Origin of the sequence: Terribacillus saccharophilus (assembly GCF_046592895.1) — a bacterium.
GTDB classification, from domain to species: domain Bacteria; phylum Bacillota; class Bacilli; order Bacillales; family Amphibacillaceae; genus Terribacillus; species Terribacillus saccharophilus_D.
Window position 1 is genome coordinate 289,378 of the sequence record NZ_JAWVPU010000001.1, and the last position, 18,134, is coordinate 307,511.

At 44.0% G+C, this 18,134-nt stretch carries 23 protein-coding genes; 3 read left to right on the forward strand and 20 right to left on the reverse strand.

What is annotated here, in order from left to right; genetic code table 11:
• The first annotated feature begins 62 nt into the window (after positions 1-62).
• Positions 63-599, forward strand: a complete 537-nt coding sequence (locus SFC66_RS01465) for a hypothetical protein (protein WP_411216933.1) — start codon at positions 63-65, stop codon at positions 597-599.
• On the opposite strand, the gene SFC66_RS01470 is transcribed toward SFC66_RS01465, so the two are convergent.
• From SFC66_RS01470 to gnd, 18 genes are all read right to left on the reverse strand, one after another.
• On the reverse strand, positions 600-1,376 hold the full coding sequence (locus tag SFC66_RS01470; RefSeq protein WP_411216934.1) for a helix-turn-helix domain-containing protein: 777 nt from the start codon (positions 1,374-1,376) through the stop codon (positions 600-602).
• Positions 1,377-1,394: 18 nt separating this feature from the next.
• Positions 1,395-1,970 (reverse strand): LysE family translocator, encoded by a 576-nt coding sequence (locus tag SFC66_RS01475; protein ID WP_411216935.1) that lies wholly within the window; start codon positions 1,968-1,970, stop codon positions 1,395-1,397.
• 124 nt (positions 1,971-2,094) lie between these two features.
• Entirely contained in the window at positions 2,095-2,466 is a 372-nt protein-coding gene (gvpU, locus tag SFC66_RS01480) for a gas vesicle accessory protein GvpU (RefSeq protein WP_411216936.1), read from the reverse strand.
• A 15-nt stretch (positions 2,467-2,481) separates the two neighbouring features.
• Positions 2,482-3,108, reverse strand: coding sequence for a hypothetical protein (locus SFC66_RS01485; protein WP_411216937.1), 627 nt, complete (start codon positions 3,106-3,108; stop codon positions 2,482-2,484).
• Positions 3,109-3,122: 14 nt separating this feature from the next.
• Positions 3,123-3,431 carry a gas vesicle protein gene (locus SFC66_RS01490; protein WP_411216938.1) on the reverse strand — a complete coding sequence of 103 codons (309 nt, stop codon included), beginning with the start codon at positions 3,429-3,431 and terminating at the stop codon, positions 3,123-3,125.
• A gap of 4 nt (positions 3,432-3,435) precedes the next feature.
• The gene (locus SFC66_RS01495) at positions 3,436-3,732 is read right to left on the reverse strand and encodes a gas vesicle protein K (RefSeq protein WP_411216939.1); all 297 of its coding nucleotides are present in this window, start codon (positions 3,730-3,732) and stop codon (positions 3,436-3,438) included.
• Positions 3,686-3,979, reverse strand: a complete 294-nt coding sequence (locus SFC66_RS01500) for a gas vesicle protein (RefSeq protein WP_411216940.1) — start codon at positions 3,977-3,979, stop codon at positions 3,686-3,688. Before SFC66_RS01500 ends, SFC66_RS01495 begins: the two co-directional genes overlap by 47 nt.
• A gap of 12 nt (positions 3,980-3,991) precedes the next feature.
• A complete protein-coding gene (locus SFC66_RS01505; RefSeq protein ID WP_411216941.1) occupies positions 3,992-4,801 on the reverse strand; it encodes a GvpL/GvpF family gas vesicle protein in 810 nt (269 codons plus the stop codon).
• Between the two features lie 4 nt (positions 4,802-4,805).
• Positions 4,806-5,075: a gas vesicle protein GvpG gene (locus SFC66_RS01510; protein WP_411216942.1), complete on the reverse strand. Its 270-nt coding sequence runs from the start codon at positions 5,073-5,075 to the stop codon at positions 4,806-4,808.
• On the reverse strand, positions 5,072-5,827 hold the full coding sequence (locus SFC66_RS01515) for a GvpL/GvpF family gas vesicle protein (protein WP_411216943.1): 756 nt from the start codon (positions 5,825-5,827) through the stop codon (positions 5,072-5,074). The genes SFC66_RS01510 and SFC66_RS01515 overlap by 4 nt, the downstream gene beginning before the upstream one ends.
• A gap of 13 nt (positions 5,828-5,840) precedes the next feature.
• A complete protein-coding gene (gvpO, locus tag SFC66_RS01520; RefSeq protein ID WP_411216944.1) occupies positions 5,841-6,113 on the reverse strand; it encodes a gas vesicle protein GvpO in 273 nt (90 codons plus the stop codon).
• A 48-nt stretch (positions 6,114-6,161) separates the two neighbouring features.
• Entirely contained in the window at positions 6,162-6,425 is a 264-nt protein-coding gene (gene gvpJ, locus SFC66_RS01525) for a gas vesicle protein GvpJ (protein WP_411216945.1), read from the reverse strand.
• Positions 6,426-6,437: 12 nt separating this feature from the next.
• Positions 6,438-6,896 (reverse strand): hypothetical protein, encoded by a 459-nt coding sequence (locus tag SFC66_RS01530; RefSeq protein ID WP_411216946.1) that lies wholly within the window; start codon positions 6,894-6,896, stop codon positions 6,438-6,440.
• 219 nt (positions 6,897-7,115) lie between these two features.
• A complete protein-coding gene (locus tag SFC66_RS01535) occupies positions 7,116-8,564 on the reverse strand; it encodes a sodium:solute symporter family protein (protein WP_411216947.1) in 1,449 nt (482 codons plus the stop codon).
• Positions 8,561-8,761: a DUF3311 domain-containing protein gene (locus SFC66_RS01540; RefSeq protein WP_411216948.1), complete on the reverse strand. Its 201-nt coding sequence runs from the start codon at positions 8,759-8,761 to the stop codon at positions 8,561-8,563. The genes SFC66_RS01535 and SFC66_RS01540 overlap by 4 nt, the downstream gene beginning before the upstream one ends.
• A 150-nt stretch (positions 8,762-8,911) precedes the next feature.
• Entirely contained in the window at positions 8,912-10,237 is a 1,326-nt protein-coding gene (locus tag SFC66_RS01545; RefSeq protein ID WP_411216949.1) for a GntT/GntP/DsdX family permease, read from the reverse strand.
• 58 nt (positions 10,238-10,295) lie between these two features.
• Positions 10,296-11,822, reverse strand: a complete 1,527-nt coding sequence (gntK, locus tag SFC66_RS01550) for a gluconokinase (RefSeq protein WP_411217726.1) — start codon at positions 11,820-11,822, stop codon at positions 10,296-10,298.
• Between the two features lie 34 nt (positions 11,823-11,856).
• Complete coding sequence (gene gnd, locus SFC66_RS01555; protein ID WP_411216950.1) at positions 11,857-12,753, reverse strand: phosphogluconate dehydrogenase (NAD(+)-dependent, decarboxylating); 897 nt, start codon at positions 12,751-12,753, stop codon at positions 11,857-11,859.
• Between the two features lie 134 nt (positions 12,754-12,887).
• On the opposite strand from gnd, the gene SFC66_RS01560 reads away from it, so the two are divergent.
• Both SFC66_RS01560 and SFC66_RS01565 read left to right on the forward strand, forming a co-directional pair.
• Positions 12,888-13,733 (forward strand): MurR/RpiR family transcriptional regulator, encoded by an 846-nt coding sequence (locus SFC66_RS01560; RefSeq protein ID WP_411216951.1) that lies wholly within the window; start codon positions 12,888-12,890, stop codon positions 13,731-13,733.
• A 185-nt stretch (positions 13,734-13,918) separates the two neighbouring features.
• Entirely contained in the window at positions 13,919-14,980 is a 1,062-nt protein-coding gene (locus tag SFC66_RS01565) for a hypothetical protein (RefSeq protein WP_411216952.1), read from the forward strand.
• Between the two features lie 73 nt (positions 14,981-15,053).
• On the opposite strand, the gene fucO is transcribed toward SFC66_RS01565, so the two are convergent.
• Together fucO and aldA are read right to left on the reverse strand one after the other, a co-directional pair.
• On the reverse strand, positions 15,054-16,226 hold the full coding sequence (gene fucO / locus SFC66_RS01570; protein ID WP_411216953.1) for a lactaldehyde reductase: 1,173 nt from the start codon (positions 16,224-16,226) through the stop codon (positions 15,054-15,056).
• A gap of 226 nt (positions 16,227-16,452) precedes the next feature.
• Positions 16,453-17,913, reverse strand: a complete 1,461-nt coding sequence (gene aldA, locus SFC66_RS01575; RefSeq protein ID WP_411216954.1) for an aldehyde dehydrogenase — start codon at positions 17,911-17,913, stop codon at positions 16,453-16,455.
• Positions 17,914-18,134 lie beyond the last annotated feature (221 nt).

Genomic DNA, 18,134 nt, shown 5'->3' on the forward strand with positions numbered 1-18,134 from the left:
GAACACAGAAAAGCCTGCAGTGCATGTCTGCAGGCTTTTCCATTATTATGGGGGTGTTTTATATGAAAGAAAAAAAAGAACGTATACTATCAGTAGAAACGTCTGACGCATTGAATTTCCTCTTATATGTACATAACTATGCTAAACAGGAGAAGCATCACTTCCCCTATCTGCCAAATAACCCATGGAAACTGCAAGAGCAAGCTTTTTTACAACCACTATTAAAAAAAATATGGAACAAAACATTAACTTCAACCACATACCCTCCTTTGCCTATCTATCAGCAAAAAGAAAACTTCCAATTGCTTTTCCTTGATAATGACAGCTTTGAGAGTTGCATGAATACTTTTTATTCATGGTGGAAAAGCATGGCAGGACAGATGGCTATGGAACGTTTTATTGGTCAAGATGGCTACAATACGCTGTATACACTATTCCGATTAACCAACAAGGAACAGCTCACGATTCATCTGTTGTATGAAAACACCATTTTAGGAGACTCTGCTGTTAACGACCAGTTGGTCCTTACATTAAGAGAAACATTTATACAAGAAGAATTGATAAAGATCGTACAGGAACGCCTTTCCTTGATTGACTAACTATCTTAAATAAAGCATATATTCATACGCTGTAATTCCGTAAACACCTTTGAAATGCCTATTCAAATGTGCCAAATCCACAAAACCGCAGGCAGCTACGGCAGCATAAATATCTCTGTTTCTTTCGATTATCTGTTTTGCATATTCCAGCTTACCATTCAGGAAATATTGATACGGCGAACTTCCAGTATGCGCTTTGAACAGTCTGATAAACTTATATTTTGACATTCCCAGTTCAAGACAAATGTCATCGAGTTTTAGAACTCCTTGTAAACTTGCATGCATCATGTCCTTGGCTTTCCCGATTAAGGCTGTGTCTCTTCTATAGGTTGTATCAGCGTTTTTTTGAGATAGGCTATCAGCAAGCGAGACGAGCAGTTCACTGCAAAATGCTTCATCCTGTCCGCTTGTTATTGCGTGCGATAGTGTCACGACCTTTCGCTTAAGTATGTCATCGTATACAATTGGCTGATCAAATCGAATCAAGTCATGCTGCCTTGTTGTTTCTAATAATAGTACAGGATCTATATACAGCATGACATACTCGAGATTACTTTCACCGTACGCCATACCATCATGTGTCTGTTCTGGATTGAAAAGCATGACACCGCTCGGATAGGAGAGCTGATTATGACCATCCAAGTTAAATTTCTGAATACCGCGTAACGTAACGCCAAGCGCATACTCTCTGTGTGAATGCTTTTTGTAGGTGAATTCTTTCATACTTGCTGACAGAGCTGTAATACCTGCTGTCTTTTTATAGATGAAACGTTCCATTTTTTCACCTCTAGCCTATTAAATCCATATCATACATGCCGCATATAGTAAAAACGCCGACATGAATAGATTTACTATTTTCGTATGCTTCTGCAAAAATCTCTTAAAAATTGTTCCGAAAAGCACCCATCCAATAAAAGCCAAGAAACCAATGATTGTTATAACCGCAACAAAGATCATTATCACTGAACTTTGCGTATAATATTCCATAACGAAACTCGGGATGACAGTCATCGTAAAAATAATCACTTTCGGATTCAAAAACTGCATTAAGAAACCAGATAAGAATGTGCCGTTCAGCTGGCCGTTCTTGTTTGAACTGCCCGACTTATATATTTGATATGCAAGATGTATCATGTACAGGCTCCCGATTATCTGCAAGAAAACTAGTATCTTCGGCAACACTGTAACAAGTATTGAATTCAGTATAGCAGATAGGAACAATAAGAGACCAAACGCGAGCGTTGCTCCATATGTATAGTGCATTGCTCTTTTCGTTCCGAATTGATTCACAGTTGATAAGATAACGATATTAGTGGGCCCTGGTGTAAAAGTAACGATAAAGCAATAAATCAAGAACGACGTGATATTCATGCTGACTCTCCTTTTTCAGTAGTCTGACATGAATATAAAACAGTACAGCAGCTTGCATATAGTACGTTATTGCACAGATACCTCTATATAAAAAACTCCGGCATCAGCTGATGCCGGAGTTTACTTATTCCTGATCTGTCATTCTTCCAAGGAAGAATCCATCCACTTCACTTATTTTCCCGCGCCATAAAAGCTCCGTATCACTTGGTGTTGTCTTGTTTTCAGCCAAATATGCAACCATATTCTTCAAATGAATATACTCCACATCGCCTTGCCTTTTGTCTGCTGACTCTTTGGCTTGCTGCAATGCTTCCTTCAGCTGTTTCGCAACGTCATTCTCTTCTGAAATGCTATCTCTCAAACTGGAAAAATATGATGCAGCTGATACGATTGTCCCTGTAACCAATGTGCCGTTTACATGCAACGTGATATCAGTGGAAAAATCATGATGATTAGCTGCCTGTACAAAGAACGACAAAATCTCATCTTTAGCCATTATTCATCCTCCTTCTTACTTTGTAACGTCATCTTGTCTTACAATTGAAATTCCGTGACTGTTAGCTGCAACTTCATTTCTCGATGAATTATCATTTTTGGATGAATCATCATCCAAAAGCTTGTTTAATTTATTCTCCAGCTCTTCAATCTTCTGTTTCAGTTGCTCATTCTCATTTCGCAGATTCTCAGACGCTTGGTCCTGCTGATCCTGCTTGTTTTGTTTCTGTTGATTCTGGTTGTTTTGATTCTTGCTGTCTTGGTCCTGCTGCTCACTGTGATGCTGGTTCTTTTCATCCTGTTTGTCTTCGTTCTTGTTCTCTTCTGTATCTTTGTTCTTCTTAAACTTGTCCTGAACCAAATGAAGGGTTTTATTTTTCATTTGTTTTGCAGACTCACCTAGTTCCTTATCCGTTACTTTCGTCTTCGCAGACTGGAAAGTACCAGCTATTTTCTTCGTTACCTTCGGGCTTGTCAATAACCCTAATGAAGCTCCGGCTAATCCGCCAACAATTGTCCGATTCCATGGATTGTCTATTTGCTTTACTTTATCCGCTGCTTTTACCACCGCTTTATCTACAGCTTTGTCCGCTGCTTTATCTGCCACTTTACTGGCTGCTTTTTCTTTTATATTTTCGAACATTTTTATGTTCCTCCTCAGTCTGTCATTTTTTGTTCCAGCAGTTCCAAGCGCCTTTGAAGCTGTTCATTCTCTTCCTGCAGCCGTTTTGTATGATTATCGGCAGCTTTGGAAGTCAGATATGGATCGGATTCCCACCAATCCAAACCGATTTCCTTCGCTTTGTCGACTGAGGCTACAATTAAACGTATTTTAATGGTAATCAACTCTACATCAGCTATCCCTACAGTGATGTCTCCGGCTATGACAACACCTTTATCCAAGACTTTTTCCAATACATCGACCAAGTTACTTGTGTTACTCTGTACTACTTGTTGTTCCGCCATGTTTTCACTTCTTTCCTGGTAAGAGATTCCCTAATGGACCAAGGTCAATATTCAAGTCTTCATCCTTCAGGTTAAAGATCAACTTCAGTTCTTCCATCTTCAATTCCAGATTCATCAGTGCCATACCAAGATCCTCAATCTGCTGATCTGTAAGTGTGCCGCCTTCTACCCGGCGGATGGCATGTCGTTCGACGATCTGTCGCAGCAATTCAATCACTGTCATGACTAATTGTGCCAATCCATGCTCTGCATCATCAGGATCTAAATGGATTCGCCCGCTCTTCGGCTGCTGCACTTCCATATTCAAGTTCCTCCTTTTGTTTATCGAATGCTTCGGATGAAATGTCTCTCCGCGTATTGCCCGAGTGATTCTGCACAAGTGTCTCAACAGAAGCAATCAATACGCGCAGATCCAAGTAAACCAAGTCGACTCCGGCAATCGAAATGATTAAATCTCCCTTGATGGCAACACCTTTATCAAGTATGACATCAAGGATATCGATCAAAGTGACGTCTTTATTTCTGGCAATCGTCTCACGTGTATTCATCCTGCACCTCCATCAGTAGACGAAATGATAGGCTGGCCAAGGCCCTGTGGCTTCGAATCTCCACCCTGCAGAGGCATTCTCTTCATTTTTCTGCTGAATAAGATCCAGAAATCCTTCCACTTTATTCTCAGGAATAAGGTAGACACTATTCCAGCTCATCTCCAGTTCCTTCCCTGTTACGTCCCTGCTCCAATTTGTTTTCACTTTATCTTCCGAAGACATACCAATCAATTCAGCATGGACCTGCTCGCAAAAATCATTTTTTTCTTTATCCAGTTCTTCATCGACCAGCTGATCGATTTTCCGTTTTGCGAAAAATTGCCGTCCAGGAGGCAAGCTTTCAATCTCTTCCAGCTTTTCTTTGATGTTGGGATTGTGTTGCAGGACATGTTCTCGTAGCGGGGTATCATCACAGTAGATTTTAAGATTCCATTCCTCACTATCTGCTATTCTGTTGAACATCTCTAAAACGGTACTTTGCTGTTCCAGCAGTTTCTGTTCCAGGCTTTCCTCACTAACGTAAATCGTACAGAATTTCATCGGAATCAGCGTATATTCCTTTTGCAGAGCAAGCAATGCCTCGTGATGATGCATCGCACTGTCCTGCAGCCACTCCAAGTCTTCTTTCATTCGCTTTTCCAATGTTTCCCCTTCATATTGTTCTGCATCAACTTCTGTATAAATAGCAGCAAGTTTCCCGAATATCTTTACAGATGCTTCCTGCCCCTTGTCTATGCCAGTAAATGTGTTAAAAGGTTTTTCCTTTATTTCATCAGCAGGTACAACCCCATATAAGTAAACGTAATTTTCATTTTGTCCCATATTCCTACCCCTTGTCCTCTTCATCTTCTGAAGCAAGCTCCTCCCATTGGTCCAGCTCCCGCTGTTTCGCAACTTCATAACGGAGAAGCAGCTCTTCTTCCTTCTCTTTATAAGCGTCTTCCGATAGTTCATCCAATTCGTAAAGCATTTGAAGCTGTATCAGCTTCTGCTGAATAGCGGAAATATCAAAGTACTCTTTATCCGCTTCTTCCTTGATTTTCTTTCCAATTTTCACGAGCAACTTGATTGGTCCAGAGACCAGCAGCGGCATCATGACGGCTTTTCAACCTTCAGTCTGATATTGACAAAGTTATATGCCGGCCATGGACCAGAATATTTGAATTCCACTTTGTCTCCCCATTCGTCATGGAGTTCATTGACAGCTTCATCGAACTGCGCTTCTTTTTCCTTTGCCAGCAAAAACGCACTGTTCAGCAGCATTTTTTCACTAATAGGGTCATTGGATTTTGCAGCTGTTGCTATTTTCTGCAGCGGAAGCATGATCTGTTTTTCAATCTCCTGCCGCTTGTCAGTAAAGAACCGCTGGGTAAGTTCACCTAATTTCATGCGATCATAATACCCTGCTTCCTTGGATTTCTTACTTACGATAGATTGAAGCTTGGAAATTGCAGGATCTTTATGTACTTCCTCTTCCAGCCACTCTTGTTTACCGATAATCTTGAGTCCCAGCTCGACTTTGTTCTTAATCTCCGGGAACAGCTCTATAAATTGCGGTTCCAATTTTTTCAATATAACTTTGGCATCCTCATCCGTTTTAAAGACATTTCCGAAACTGACTGGAATTACTTCCTCCTGTTTCTCCATTACAGAAGAAAGGATGGACTGATGAGCCATCAGATTATCTTTGTTAGGATGATAAATTTTTTGCGGAACACGTGCAGCCACAAATGCCATATCATCATGTGTGATCATATACGTGCGTCCTGAAACCCCATCCAGCACTACTTCCCCGAAACTCGGCTGGACTGGTTTCTGTATCGCACAGAATATATAGGTTCCCTCCATGTTTACTGCCTCCTTAACTATCCACTGCACTTCGATAACGTGTGCTTTGCCTTGAGTAAGATTCGATTTCTCCATCCTTATCCAGTGTCACTGCATACACACCAAGCATTTCGTCCTTTGCATACTTCTTCATGTAATCCCGCTCTTCATATACTTCAATGATGACAGCCCAGCCGTCTGTACTTTCTTCACCCCGTCTTGGTTCCACTGCGGTGATTTTATGAGGAGGGGCGATATGTTCTTCAAAAAAACTGCTGACTTTATGCATGATATCTGTGATATTCATCGTTATCCTCCTATACTTAATGGGGAGACAGGCCTAAGCCTGTCTTCCTCATACACTAAATAAAGAATTGCTTCGTTCATTTTTCTGTTCCGGAAGTGATTGTTCCAGGATCTCATCCCGCAACAGCCCCACTGCTTCTGCATAACGCAGCCATGTATCGACACTGGCGATTACTACACGTGCTTCTATCGTCAAAATTTCAATTCCTACAACTGATACACGTACAAAAGCATCGATTACAATACCTTTGTCCAGGATTCTGTCTATTACATCTGCCAAACCTGAGCTGTCTGTACTTTTTTGAACTGCCATTAAGAACACTCCTCATTTATTGGAATCTATATCGCTCCATTTTTTTGCATCTGCCGGACCTTTAATATCACGGTAGCTTTTTAAATCTTCTACATGTTTCAGCTGTGAAACGGATTTGATTCTGGATCCATTTCGGTGTGTACCTCGGTCTCCATTTACTTTGTTTCTGACTTCAGAGGTTTTGTCTTTCAGTCCTCCTTGTAAATTCAGAAGCTTCGACCGTAGCTTATCAGCAGTTTCCTGTGCTTTTTGTTCGATTTCGGGGGCTTTGTTTTCTTTTACGTGCCTCAATTTCTCAGAAGCTACATCAGCCTTTTCACCGACCTTGCTCGATAAAGAGGCCTCAAGCTGTTCTTTTGCCTTTTCACCAGCTTTGCTTTTGAGTTCTTGCTGCTTTTCATGCGGAATGGTCGATTTGAGGATTCCTGTAACAAGATTTTTAGCTTTCTTAGCTATTTTTAATTTGTTCATTTCTGCGATGCTCCACCTCCTGCAGCACGTATAAAGTTTCACTTCCCTGACGAAACAAGTTTAATGTTAAGATTAAGTAAATTTTCGATGCCAATTTAATCCAAGCACTAAAAAACCGCATCATTGTAGGCAATGATGCGGTTAGCTCTTTCCTATTCGGCTTTTGTTAATAACTGGTTCCATTAGTTCATCAGTTACATTACATGAATTTTCACTAATTTATTTGGCATATTTTTTCATGGACAGACTTACCAATACCATAACTGCACAGTTGATGACCAAAGCGATAATACCCGAATTCACATCATTCCATGAATGCGGTAAAGCCGGGATCAATTCGACTAACGTTGTCTGTGTCATTGTGATATACGCAACAGTTGCCAGTCCGGCAATGATTCCTGCCGCTGCCCCGTACTTGTTGATGAAACTCCGCTTCCACAAGCTGCAGAATAGCGAAGGAGCCAGCTGTGTCATCAAGCTGTAGCCCATCAATATGATATTTGATAAGGTCGTTCCGCCATGCAATGTAAAGTAGACTGCCAACAAACTCACGACTGGAACAAACAGCCTAGCCAGTTTTCCGATAGTCTGTTCACTTGTTTGGGGTGCAAACACTTGATAAATATTTTTAGCTAACAATGTTGCAGTATTCATGATCAGCAAGGAGCCAGGCACCAATGCTGTCAGCAAACCCGCACCGCCAATGATACCGATCACCCACGGGTCAAAGGTTTCGATCGATAGACGCAATAGGGAGAGATCCACATCTTCCCCTTGCAGTCCTGGAACCGTCAATATCGCTGCTGTCCCGACGAAAAAGACGAATAACAGCATGAGCGTATAAAGCGGGCTGATGATCGCGTTTTTCCGGAATACCCTTTCATTCTTCGCTGTATACGTGCTGCTGAACACTTGCGGCCACATATAAAAACCGAGTACAAGCAGCAAAACGGTGGAAATGACCCAAGTCAGGCTATAGCCTTCATCCGGGAACCGCAGGAAATCAGGATTCGCCGCATGCACTGCTTCAAACATAGGCTGAAATCCGCCATGATAATGTATAGGGAGATAAATACCCAAGAAACAAATGACGACTACCATGACGATATCCTTGATCGCAGCTGTCCATGCAGAACCATGCACGCCTGACAGCATCACATAAATCGTTAAACTGAGCGCACCGATCCAAACAGCCATCTCCATGGAAATCGCACCATATGATGCTTCTGAAACGATTATGCCCAAGCCCTTGAGCTGGACGACGATGACCGGAATCATCCCGATGACCCCGACCAGCGCCACGAGTACACCTAAGTATGGACTATTGAATTTACTGACGAAGAAATCGGATTGCGATACGAGTCTATGTTCCTTTGCATACCGCCAGATGACTGGCAGTAGCCAATACGACATCACATAAGACAAACCGATATACATGAGCACATATAAAGCTGGCGCCCCTTTTCCGTATGCCCAGCCGCTTCCGCCTAGGAAAGAGAAGGTTGTATAGATCTCACCTGCCATCAGCAGGAAGACGAAAATGCCGCTGAAGCCCCTGCCTCCGACTGTCCATTGCTCCAAGTCCATATCCTTGCCCTTGGTGGATCGAATCCCCAAAAAGACCGCTACAAGTAAAAATCCCAATATAATGATTAGTGCACTATTCATTTTTCTTCATCCTCTTTATTCCGCGGATCTAGTTTGTACATGATTGCCAGTACGACCGATGTAAGGACGGTCCATAAAACCACCCAAAACATGACGAACGGCATCCCGAGTACAAATGGTTCCACTTTGTTTACGAATGGGAGGAATCCCAGCATCCCGATGAAGGGAATGACAGTGAGTAAATATAAACGTTTCATGTTCTTTTTCACCATCCAGATGTATAGGTTGCCAGTACTTTTCTGCTGAAAAGTACTTGATGATATCATAATCCTTCTAAACTGGATAAGCAAAATAAATTTTACATAAAAGAAAGAAGCAGAGAAAGGTTTTCTCTGCTTCCAGACGATTCAAACAAACATATCCAGTATCAACACGCCGCCAAAAGCAGCAAACGATAAAATCGTCTCCAGCACAGTCCATGTGCGGAACGTTTCTTTCACCGTCAAACCAAGGTATTCCTTGACCATCCAGAACCCTGCATCGTTCACATGGGAGAACATGAGTGATCCCGCTCCGGTCGCGATGACGAGCAGCTCCAGGTTCACACCTGACACATGTTCGATGATCGGTGACACGATACCTGCTGCCGTTGTCAAAGCGACGGTCGCAGAACCTGTCGCAATCCGGATCAACCCGGCAACCAAGAAGGCCAGCACTATCGGCGATAGCGATAGATGCTCAGACATCTGTGCGATCGTATCGCCAACACCGCTATCGATGAGCACCTGCTTGAATCCGCCGCCGGCACCGATGATCAAGATGATGGAACCAACCGGCAAGATGCACTCTTCCGTCATTTTCTTCAAGCGATCTCTATCCATCCCTTGTCGGAAACCGAGGAAATAATATGCTGCGAAGACCGCAAGCAGCAAAGCGACCAACGGACTGCCGATAAAGGCGAGCAGCTGCTTGGCCAGATGAGGCAGGAAATCAAGATAAGGCCCGATGGCAGACAAAATCATCAATAGTACCGGAAGCAATATGACAAAGAAGCTCACACCTGTACCCGGCTTGTTTTCCGGCTCGGTGACTTTGATGAGATTTGGTTCCCCTTGCGGTATCACTCGCTTGTGCACCCATTTGGCAAAGACCGGTCCTCCCAGAATCCCTGCTGGAACGGCTATGATAAGCGAATACACCAATACCATACCTAGATTTGCATCAAAAATCGAGATGGCTGCCAGCGCGCCGGGATGCGGCGGCACAAGTCCATGCACAATGGAAAGACCAGCTATGACCGGCAGGGCAATCAATAGTATATTTTGCTTGGTCGTTTTATAAATGCTGATGACTAGCGGAAGTACAATTAGTATCCCCACTTCGAAAAAGACAGGAATTCCGATGATGAAGCCGGAAATGAACATGGCCCACGGTAATTTTTTCGGTCCGAATTTCTCTACGAAGAAATCGGCAACCTGATTACCGGCACCAGAATCCGCCATCATCTTACCAAGGATGGTACCGAGTGCCAGAATGCCGACTAAATGGCCCAGCACTCCGCCTACTCCCGTTTCATATGCTCCGATGATTTCATCCAATGACAATCCTGCCGTGATGGCCAGGAACAGACTGGCAACCGTCAAACTGATGAAGGCATGCCATTTGAACAGCGTGACACCGATGACGACGATCACAATGGATAACAGCGTCATGAGTAAAAGATAAATCTCCATCTCTCGATCTCTCCTCTATGTTTTAAGCGCTTTCAAACCTACAGGTGAAGAAAGCTGCTTACCGCAGCATTCTCCGCTGGAAATCAGCAATTCGTTCATATTCCGTTTGGAAGCTACGCGACAGCTGGATATAAATGCTCATCAATTCCTGATATATGTCGACGCATTCCGGATCTGGCATATGGTGATGCGTCCTTCCGATCATATCGTTCACTACATCAAAAGAATCGATATCCCCCAAACTGTATAAACCAAGCACAGCCGCCCCAAGACAGGAACTTTCATAGCTTTCCGGGATATGGACTTCCTGATCGAAAATATCCGCCATCATCTGGCGCCATAGTTCGGATCGTGCAAATCCGCCAGTTGCTTGGATCCTTTTTGGCTTACCTGTCAATTCCGTCAAAGCAAGCAACACAGAATACAAATTGAACAGCACACCTTCCAAAGCTGCCCGGATCATATGCTCTTTCTTATGATGCAAACCTAAACCAAAGAAAGAACCGCGTGCATTGGCATCCCAAAGCGGCGCCCGTTCTCCAGCTAAATACGGATGGAACAGCAAGCCGTCCGATCCCGGCTTCACTTGAGCAGCGATCTGCGTCAGCACTTCATACGGATCGATGCCAAGTCTTGCTGCCGTTTCAGCTTCAGCTGCACCGAGCTCATCACGCACCCACCGAAGGACGACGCCGCCATTATTCACCGGTCCGCCGATCACCCAATGATTTTCCGTCAATGCATAACAGAAAATCCGCCCTTTCGGATCTGTTGTCGGACGATCCGTCACCGCACGGATGGCACCGCTTGTCCCAATGGTGACGGCTACGACACCTTCTTCGACTGCTCCAACACCAAGATTGGAAAGGACACCATCACTTGCACCGATGATGAATGGCGTTTGCTGCAAAACGCCTAGCTGCTGCGCCATCTGTTCTGTCAGACCTACGAATTGGTATGTGGTCGAAACAGGATCGGATAATTTGTCGGCCGTGACTCCCGCCACCTGTAAAGCTTCTTTATCCCAATCCAGTTCTTCCAGATTGAACATCCCTGTAGCCGATGCAATCGAATGATCCACTTTATAGCTGCCGAACAGCTTGAAAAAGACATATTCTTTGATGGAAATGAACTTGGCTGCTTGTTCGAACACAGCTTTGTTCTCTTCCTTCAGCCAACGTAATTTGGATAATGGCGCCATCGGGTGGATCGGTGTGCCTGTCCGCAAGTAGATGCTATGGCTATCCGTTTCTTCTTTTATTTTTTCCGTCCACTTCGTCGCACGGTTGTCTGCCCATGTGATGCATCTTGTCAGCGGTTTGTTATCCCTATCAACTGCAATCACACTGTGCATTGCTGAACTGAATGACACACAGCGAATCGCCGCTGGATCTACTCCGCTGAGCGTGATCGTATCATGTATTGTCGTAAGGACAGCTTGGAAAATGACATCTGGATCTTGTTCTGCTGTTTCAGCTGTTGGCGAATGCAAAGGATATTCGATCCCTTCCTTGGCAATCACCTCGCCCGCTGTCGTGAACAGGACAGCCTTCGTACTGGTCGTGCCCATATCCACGCCGATCATATAGGAAGCTGCCAACGTCTTCCCCCCCTTTTCGTTAGCGTTTCACCACTGCGTGTCCGCCGAATTCATTGCGCAATGCTGCGACTACTTTTCCGGAGAACGTGTCTTCGTCCAGGGAACGATAGCGCATCATCAATGACATGGCGATGACAGGAGTGGCCGCTTGCAATTCCAAAGCTGTTTCGACTGTCCATTTACCTTCACCTGATGAATGCATCACACCACGGATTGCATCCAATTTCGGATCTTTGCTGAATGCAGACTCTACCAATTCCATCAGCCAAGAGCGGATAACGGAGCCGTTATTCCACATTTTTGCGACTTGTTCATAATCAAAGTCATAATCACTTTTCTCCAATACTTCAAAACCTTCGGCAATTGCTTGCATCATACCGTACTCCATGCCGTTATGAACCATTTTCAAGAAGTGGCCGCTGCCGCTTTTACCAGCATAATGATAGCCATCTTTCACGCTGATCGCCTGGAAGATCGGTTCAATCGTCTTGAACACTTCCGCATCGCCGCCGATCATCGTGCACACACCGTTACGAGCACCGTCTGTTCCGCCGCTTGTACCTACGTCGAAGAAATGGACGCCTGTTACTGCGAATACTTTTGCTCGTTCCACAGATTGCTTGTAATTGGAGTTGCCGCCGTCCATCAAGATATCACCTGCAGAAAGATACCCTTTCAATTCCTCCAGCACTTTATCCGTGATTTCACCGGCCGGGACCATCGACCAAACGATTTTCGGACTAGGCAGCTGATCTACCAACTCTTTCAAAGAAGCAGCAGCTGTCCCTTTTGTTTCAGCGAATCTGTCTCGTGCATCCTCACTTACATCAAAAGCTGTCACATCGAAGTTGTTATCCAACAAGTTCAGACCAAGATTGAACCCCATTTTTCCAAGACCGATTAATCCAATATGCATGATATATGAACTCCTTCAAAATTATTTTCAATTTATGATACCATAATACGAAAATTATTTTCATTTAGCAACCGCTTACACTTCATTTATGCTATACTTTTTATACTAATTAGGACGAAAGTGAGCTGATTTTCTTGGCACAGCAAGGTTTGGCAGGCATTACATCCCACTACCCGAGATTGAGTGATAAAGAAAAAAAGATTGCTGATTTCGTTTTGGCACATCCAGAGCAAATCGTCCATCAGACAATCAGCCAAGTCGCGGATAAACTGGAGGTATCGGATGCCACCGTTTCCCGCTTTTGCAAACGCATTGGCTACAAAGGCTATCAAGCATTGAAAATCGCCTTGGCAGCCGATATCATCACACCAAATGAAATGCTGCATGAGGACGTCAGTGAACAAGACACTGCAAAAGTCATTGCTGAAAAAATCTTTCATTCCAATACCCGTACACTGGAAAATACACTGCAAGTACTGGATGATAAAGAGCTGGAACAGGCTGCCGCCTTGCTGCTTGGTGCAAGAAGAGCAGAATTTTATGGATTCGGCGGTTCCAACATGGTCGCAATGGATGCTTATCATAAATTTGTCCGTTCTGGCGTATCCGCATTCGCATTCCCGGATTCCCATCTGCAGCTGATGTCCGCTTCCCAATTGTCCGATCAAGATGTTGCTTTTATCTTTTCGCATTCCGGTGCCAGCAAGGATGCTTACCAGCTGCTTCAAACCGTCAAGAAAACAGGCGCCAAGACAATAGCCATCACCGGGTTCCCGAAATCCCCGATCGGCCGGCAAGTCGATGTCGCTTTGCACACAAGCTCCGAGGAAACCGAATACCGTTCCGAGGCGCTGGCTTCCCGCATCGCTCAGCTGAGTATCATCGATGCATTGTACGTGACCGTGATCATGCGGCAAAAACAGAAAGCCCAAGCGTCGGTGGAAAAAGTCCGGAACGCCATTGCCGCTACAAAAATGTGAACACTATGGCAGTGTTTATCCAGAACTTTAAAATAGGCTTCCCCTCCTAAAATATGCTAAAATAGCTGTATTCTTTTTCAGGACGGTTCAGCTGCTTTTAAGGAAAGCAGCTTTCTCTCATTTATCGCAGCCTTTTCTCACTCGTCAAACCGTCCTCTATTCTGACTGATTAGGAGTATAGGTATATGGCTGTCATTGAAACTACGGCGCACTTTGCTGCGCATTTGCATACTTGGCATAAGACAATAAAATTACGGGATAAGATACAATCTGCCAAGCTGCGGGATGAAGCATATCAAGCTTTACGTTCAGGTGAATTCCCAGATGATATATGGGATCGTTTCTTGCTGGTGGATGCGCGATTTGATTTCCTTATGGGAGATATCGATCTTTGCGAGGAAAAATTGCAGCGATTGAACCCAGATAAAATGAATGATTATCAAGCTTTTTTCTACTATAATTTCATGGCTATCGTGAAATACAGCCGAAAAGAATACTTTGCGGCAATCGACTTGTTTGAGGAATCCGAAAAACATATGCACGCCGTGGATGACGAAGAAGAGCATGCCGGCTTGCATTATAATAAAGCGATGCAGTTTTACTATTTGGATATTAACGCTCTGTCCAGTTTCCATCTTGAAAAAGCCATCAGCCTTTATGCAAAATATCCTCAATACGAATCAAAGATAGCGAATTGCAAATCGCTTCAAGGATTGAATCAAATCGATCAGCGTGAGTTTGGCAAAGCTGAAGAAAATCTGCTTGAAGCACTTTCCATCGCTGAAAAATATGGACAAAAGGATTTTGCCGTGGCATGCAGATTCAACATTGGCTTGATGTACCACAAACATGGCACCGACGATAAAGGTATTCCATACCTGCTGGAAGTCATCAGCCACACGGAACATCCTCTCTATATAAAAGCATTGTTCACACTCACCCGTTCGCTTTATGCGCTTGGAAAACGAGACCAAGCTAAAACGTATTACCAACTGGGTATGCAGGTGAGCGAAGAACAGCATAACTGGGAGTATCGCTGGCAATTCGCGATTCTTTGGGCAAGATATGTCGAGCATGAGACGATGGATTATGTGTATGAGTCAGCCATACTGTATTTCAAAGAAAATGATTTGTTTTATCTGATGCGCCTTTATGCTCGTGACTATTCCCAATATCTCTGGGAAAACCAAGAAATTGAGAAATTCCATCACTATCATAAACTGGCATTATCGAATGATTTCAAATGAGCGACGGTTCCTCGGATATGCAAAAAGGCAAGAAAGACTGTGCATCCAGTCTTTCTTGCCTTTTATTCCATAATCAATTCTTTTCAACAGGTACAGAGTAAGCAGTTTTATATACGTCCAGAATCAGCTCTTTTGTACATGGACGCGGATTGCCTCCTGTACATACATCTGCCATAGCTGCTTCTGCCAAATCTTCAAGATCTTCCTCTTTCACATCGATTCCGTCCAAAGATTGCGGGATGTTAAGATCGATGGATAATTGACGAACAGCTTCGATGGCTGCCTGACGATATTCGTCCTGTGTCATGTCATCCACACCTTCGACGCCCATCGCACGCGCGATTTCCTTGAACTTTTCACCTGTATAATCTTTATTGAACTCCATCACATATGGAAGCAATACGGCATTGGCGATACCGTGCGGCGTATTGTAGAATGCGCCTAATGGATGGGCCATGCCATGAACCACGCCAAGACCTACGTTAGAGAACGCCATGCCTGTCATGTATTGTCCGAGAGCCATATCTTCACGACCTTTGGGATCGTTATTGACCGCATCCCGAAGCGAGCGGGAAATCAATTCGATGGCCTTGAGGTTCAGTGTATCGGCAAGCTCCCATGCCGATTGTGTTGTATATCCTTCGATTGCATGTGTCAGTGCATCCATACCTGTAGCGGCAGACAAACCGTGCGGCATGGAAGACATCATATTGGGATCGACAACTGCCACGATCGGAATATCGTGCGGGTCGACACATACGAACTTGCGGCGTTTTTCTTCGTCTGTGATAACATAGTTGATCGTAGTTTCCGCAGCTGTACCTGCCGTTGTGGCAACAGCGATCATCGGGACTGCTTTATGCTTGGTCGGAGCTGTACCCTCCAAGGAAACAACATCCGCGAATTCAGGGTTATTGATGATGATACCGATACCTTTTCCAGTATCTTGAGGGGAACCTCCGCCGATAGCGATGATATAGTCGGAACCTGCCTTCTTGAAGGCTTCCACACCAGCTTTTACGATAGCAACAGTTGGATTGGCTTTTACTTGATCAAAGATTTCGTAAGGCAAATCAGCTTCATCCAATAAATCAGTTACTTTCTTCACAACACCGAACTTCACTAAATCAGCATCCGTGACAATCAATGCTTTTTGGAATCTGCGATTTTTGACCTCACCAACGATTTCATTAATAGCTCCAGCACCATGGTAACTAGTTTCATTCAAAATAAAACGATTAGCCATTTCAATGACCTCCATTTAATGAATTTTAAAATGATGATTAGTTCCTTGCGGTTGCTTCATACAGCTATGTGTGAATTGGCCTCTCGCGTTTCCTCCACTATATCAATCGGCATGTTCATAAGATGTATTTTCAAATAGGGGATGAAATTTTGGAGACCGTTGTTCGTGCTCTAGATGAGAATCTGTATGAAATGTCAAGCATGACTCTCTTTTAAAGCGTAAACAATCATTTCTTGTCTTGGTTATATTGAAGATACACAACATGCGTTTGCAAGTACTCGTCAAGCCCGTGCTTGCCATCTGCACCGCCGATACCGGATTTCTTCCATCCAGCATGGAAACCTTGGATAGCTTCGAAGTTTTCGCGATTCACATATGTTTCACCGAATTCCAATTCCTTGCTTGCACGCATCGTCACATCCAGATTTTGTGTATAAATGGAAGATGTCAATCCGAACTCACAGTCATTCGCCAATCTTAGCGCATCATCCAAATCTGTGAACGTTGCGATCGGCAGAACCGGGCCGAAGATTTCTTGCTGCATGATATCCATCTCATTATTCACATTTACGAGAACGGTTGGTTCATAGAAATAGCCTTTATCACTGGCAGCACGCTTCCCGCCAGTCAGCACCTTAGCTCCATTGGCGACTGCTTCCTGGACCATTTTGTCTACCGACTCAAGTGCATCCTGACTGATAAGCGGTCCCATATCGATTTCTTCATCGACTAGAGGATCACCATATCTCACTTCTGACATTGCTTTTGTCACCTTATCGATGAACTCGTCGGCAATGCTTTCATGCACATACACACGTTCTGTACAGTTACATACTTGCCCTGTATTGATGACACGGGAATCGATGACAGATTTCACCGCCAAATCAAGGTCGGCATCATCCATGACGATCGCCGGCGCTTTTCCTCCCAATTCCAATGATACTTTTGTGATATTATCAGCAGCTGCACGCATGACAGCAGCCCCGGCATTATAACTGCCCGTCAAGCTGACCATACTGATATCTTCGTGTTTTGCCAATTCCTGACCGATCGTGCGTCCGCTGCCAGTCACGATATTGATGACACCTTTAGGCAATCCGACTTTTTCAATGATTTTTGCGAACTCCAATGCATTGTTCGGAGACAAATCACTTGGCTTCAGCACAATCGTATTCCCCGTCACCAAAGCAGGAGCTGCTTTGCGGGCAACCAGGAAGAACGGGAAGTTCCAAGGCAAGATACCAGCGATGACCCCGAGTGGCTCCTTATGGACGAAAATCTGTTCATTCGGACGATCACTTTGAATGATTTCTCCTTCATAACGGCGCGCCCAGCCTGCCATATAATCGATATAATCTGCTGTGAAATTCACTTCGGTTTTAGCCAGGGCGAGTGTTTTCCCCATTTCTTCGGATATGGTGCGAGCCAGCAATTCTTCGTTGTTACGTATTTCTTTGGCAATCTCCACCAAGTAATTGCCTCTTGCAACAGCCGGAAGTCTTTTCCACTCCTTCTGTGCACGCTTGCTGGAGTCGATTGCCGACCTGACATCAGCTATCGTGCCTCGAGGGATCTCTGAAATGATTTCCTCTGTGGATGGATTGATAACCTGCAATGTCTCCTGCGAACTAGAATCAACAAACTCACCGTCTATGAACATCTGATACTTTTTAGTAGTAATCTCCATACATCTGCTCCTTTTGATTACATATCTTAAGTACGTCATTCCATTAACAAAGCTGTCTCTGCGTACAATGTATAAGCTATTGGCCGACTTCTCCCCGATTCCACCAAATCTGACTACACGACTATGCAAGCGCTATCATTTTAAATCAAATAAAAAAATCATACATTCGCTTTTCACGCTTCTCATGTAAATAACAGGATTTTTAATTCGATAACTTGTAA

What these genes read in the sequence shown, in the direction of transcription:
- SFC66_RS01465 (WP_411216933.1), top strand. Translation starts at nt 63, where the DNA reads ATGAAAGAAAAAAAAGAACGTATACTATCAGTAGAAACGTCTGACGCA.
- gvpJ (WP_411216945.1), bottom strand. Translation starts at nt 6,425, where the DNA reads ATGGCAGTTCAAAAAAGTACAGACAGCTCAGGTTTGGCAGATGTAATA.
- SFC66_RS01565 (WP_411216952.1), top strand. Translation starts at nt 13,919, where the DNA reads ATGGCTGTCATTGAAACTACGGCGCACTTTGCTGCGCATTTGCATACT.
- SFC66_RS01485 (WP_411216937.1), bottom strand. Translation starts at nt 3,108, where the DNA reads ATGTTCGAAAATATAAAAGAAAAAGCAGCCAGTAAAGTGGCAGATAAA.
- SFC66_RS01475 (WP_411216935.1), bottom strand. Translation starts at nt 1,970, where the DNA reads ATGAATATCACGTCGTTCTTGATTTATTGCTTTATCGTTACTTTTACA.
- SFC66_RS01495 (WP_411216939.1), bottom strand. Translation starts at nt 3,732, where the DNA reads ATGGAAGTGCAGCAGCCGAAGAGCGGGCGAATCCATTTAGATCCTGAT.
- SFC66_RS01540 (WP_411216948.1), bottom strand. Translation starts at nt 8,761, where the DNA reads ATGAAACGTTTATATTTACTCACTGTCATTCCCTTCATCGGGATGCTG.
- SFC66_RS01530 (WP_411216946.1), bottom strand. Translation starts at nt 6,896, where the DNA reads ATGAACAAATTAAAAATAGCTAAGAAAGCTAAAAATCTTGTTACAGGA.
- gvpU (WP_411216936.1), bottom strand. Translation starts at nt 2,466, where the DNA reads ATGGCTAAAGATGAGATTTTGTCGTTCTTTGTACAGGCAGCTAATCAT.
- SFC66_RS01490 (WP_411216938.1), bottom strand. Translation starts at nt 3,431, where the DNA reads ATGGCGGAACAACAAGTAGTACAGAGTAACACAAGTAACTTGGTCGAT.
- gvpO (WP_411216944.1), bottom strand. Translation starts at nt 6,113, where the DNA reads ATGAATATCACAGATATCATGCATAAAGTCAGCAGTTTTTTTGAAGAA.
- aldA (WP_411216954.1), bottom strand. Translation starts at nt 17,913, where the DNA reads ATGGAGATTACTACTAAAAAGTATCAGATGTTCATAGACGGTGAGTTT.
- SFC66_RS01515 (WP_411216943.1), bottom strand. Translation starts at nt 5,827, where the DNA reads ATGGAGGGAACCTATATATTCTGTGCGATACAGAAACCAGTCCAGCCG.
- SFC66_RS01535 (WP_411216947.1), bottom strand. Translation starts at nt 8,564, where the DNA reads ATGAATAGTGCACTAATCATTATATTGGGATTTTTACTTGTAGCGGTC.
- SFC66_RS01545 (WP_411216949.1), bottom strand. Translation starts at nt 10,237, where the DNA reads ATGGAGATTTATCTTTTACTCATGACGCTGTTATCCATTGTGATCGTC.
- SFC66_RS01510 (WP_411216942.1), bottom strand. Translation starts at nt 5,075, where the DNA reads ATGATGCCGCTGCTGGTCTCTGGACCAATCAAGTTGCTCGTGAAAATT.
- SFC66_RS01470 (WP_411216934.1), bottom strand. Translation starts at nt 1,376, where the DNA reads ATGGAACGTTTCATCTATAAAAAGACAGCAGGTATTACAGCTCTGTCA.
- gnd (WP_411216950.1), bottom strand. Translation starts at nt 12,753, where the DNA reads ATGCATATTGGATTAATCGGTCTTGGAAAAATGGGGTTCAATCTTGGT.
- SFC66_RS01500 (WP_411216940.1), bottom strand. Translation starts at nt 3,979, where the DNA reads ATGAATACACGTGAGACGATTGCCAGAAATAAAGACGTCACTTTGATC.
- fucO (WP_411216953.1), bottom strand. Translation starts at nt 16,226, where the DNA reads ATGGCTAATCGTTTTATTTTGAATGAAACTAGTTACCATGGTGCTGGA.
- gntK (WP_411217726.1), bottom strand. Translation starts at nt 11,822, where the DNA reads ATGATCGGCGTGGATATGGGCACGACCAGTACGAAGGCTGTCCTGTTC.
- SFC66_RS01505 (WP_411216941.1), bottom strand. Translation starts at nt 4,801, where the DNA reads ATGGGACAAAATGAAAATTACGTTTACTTATATGGGGTTGTACCTGCT.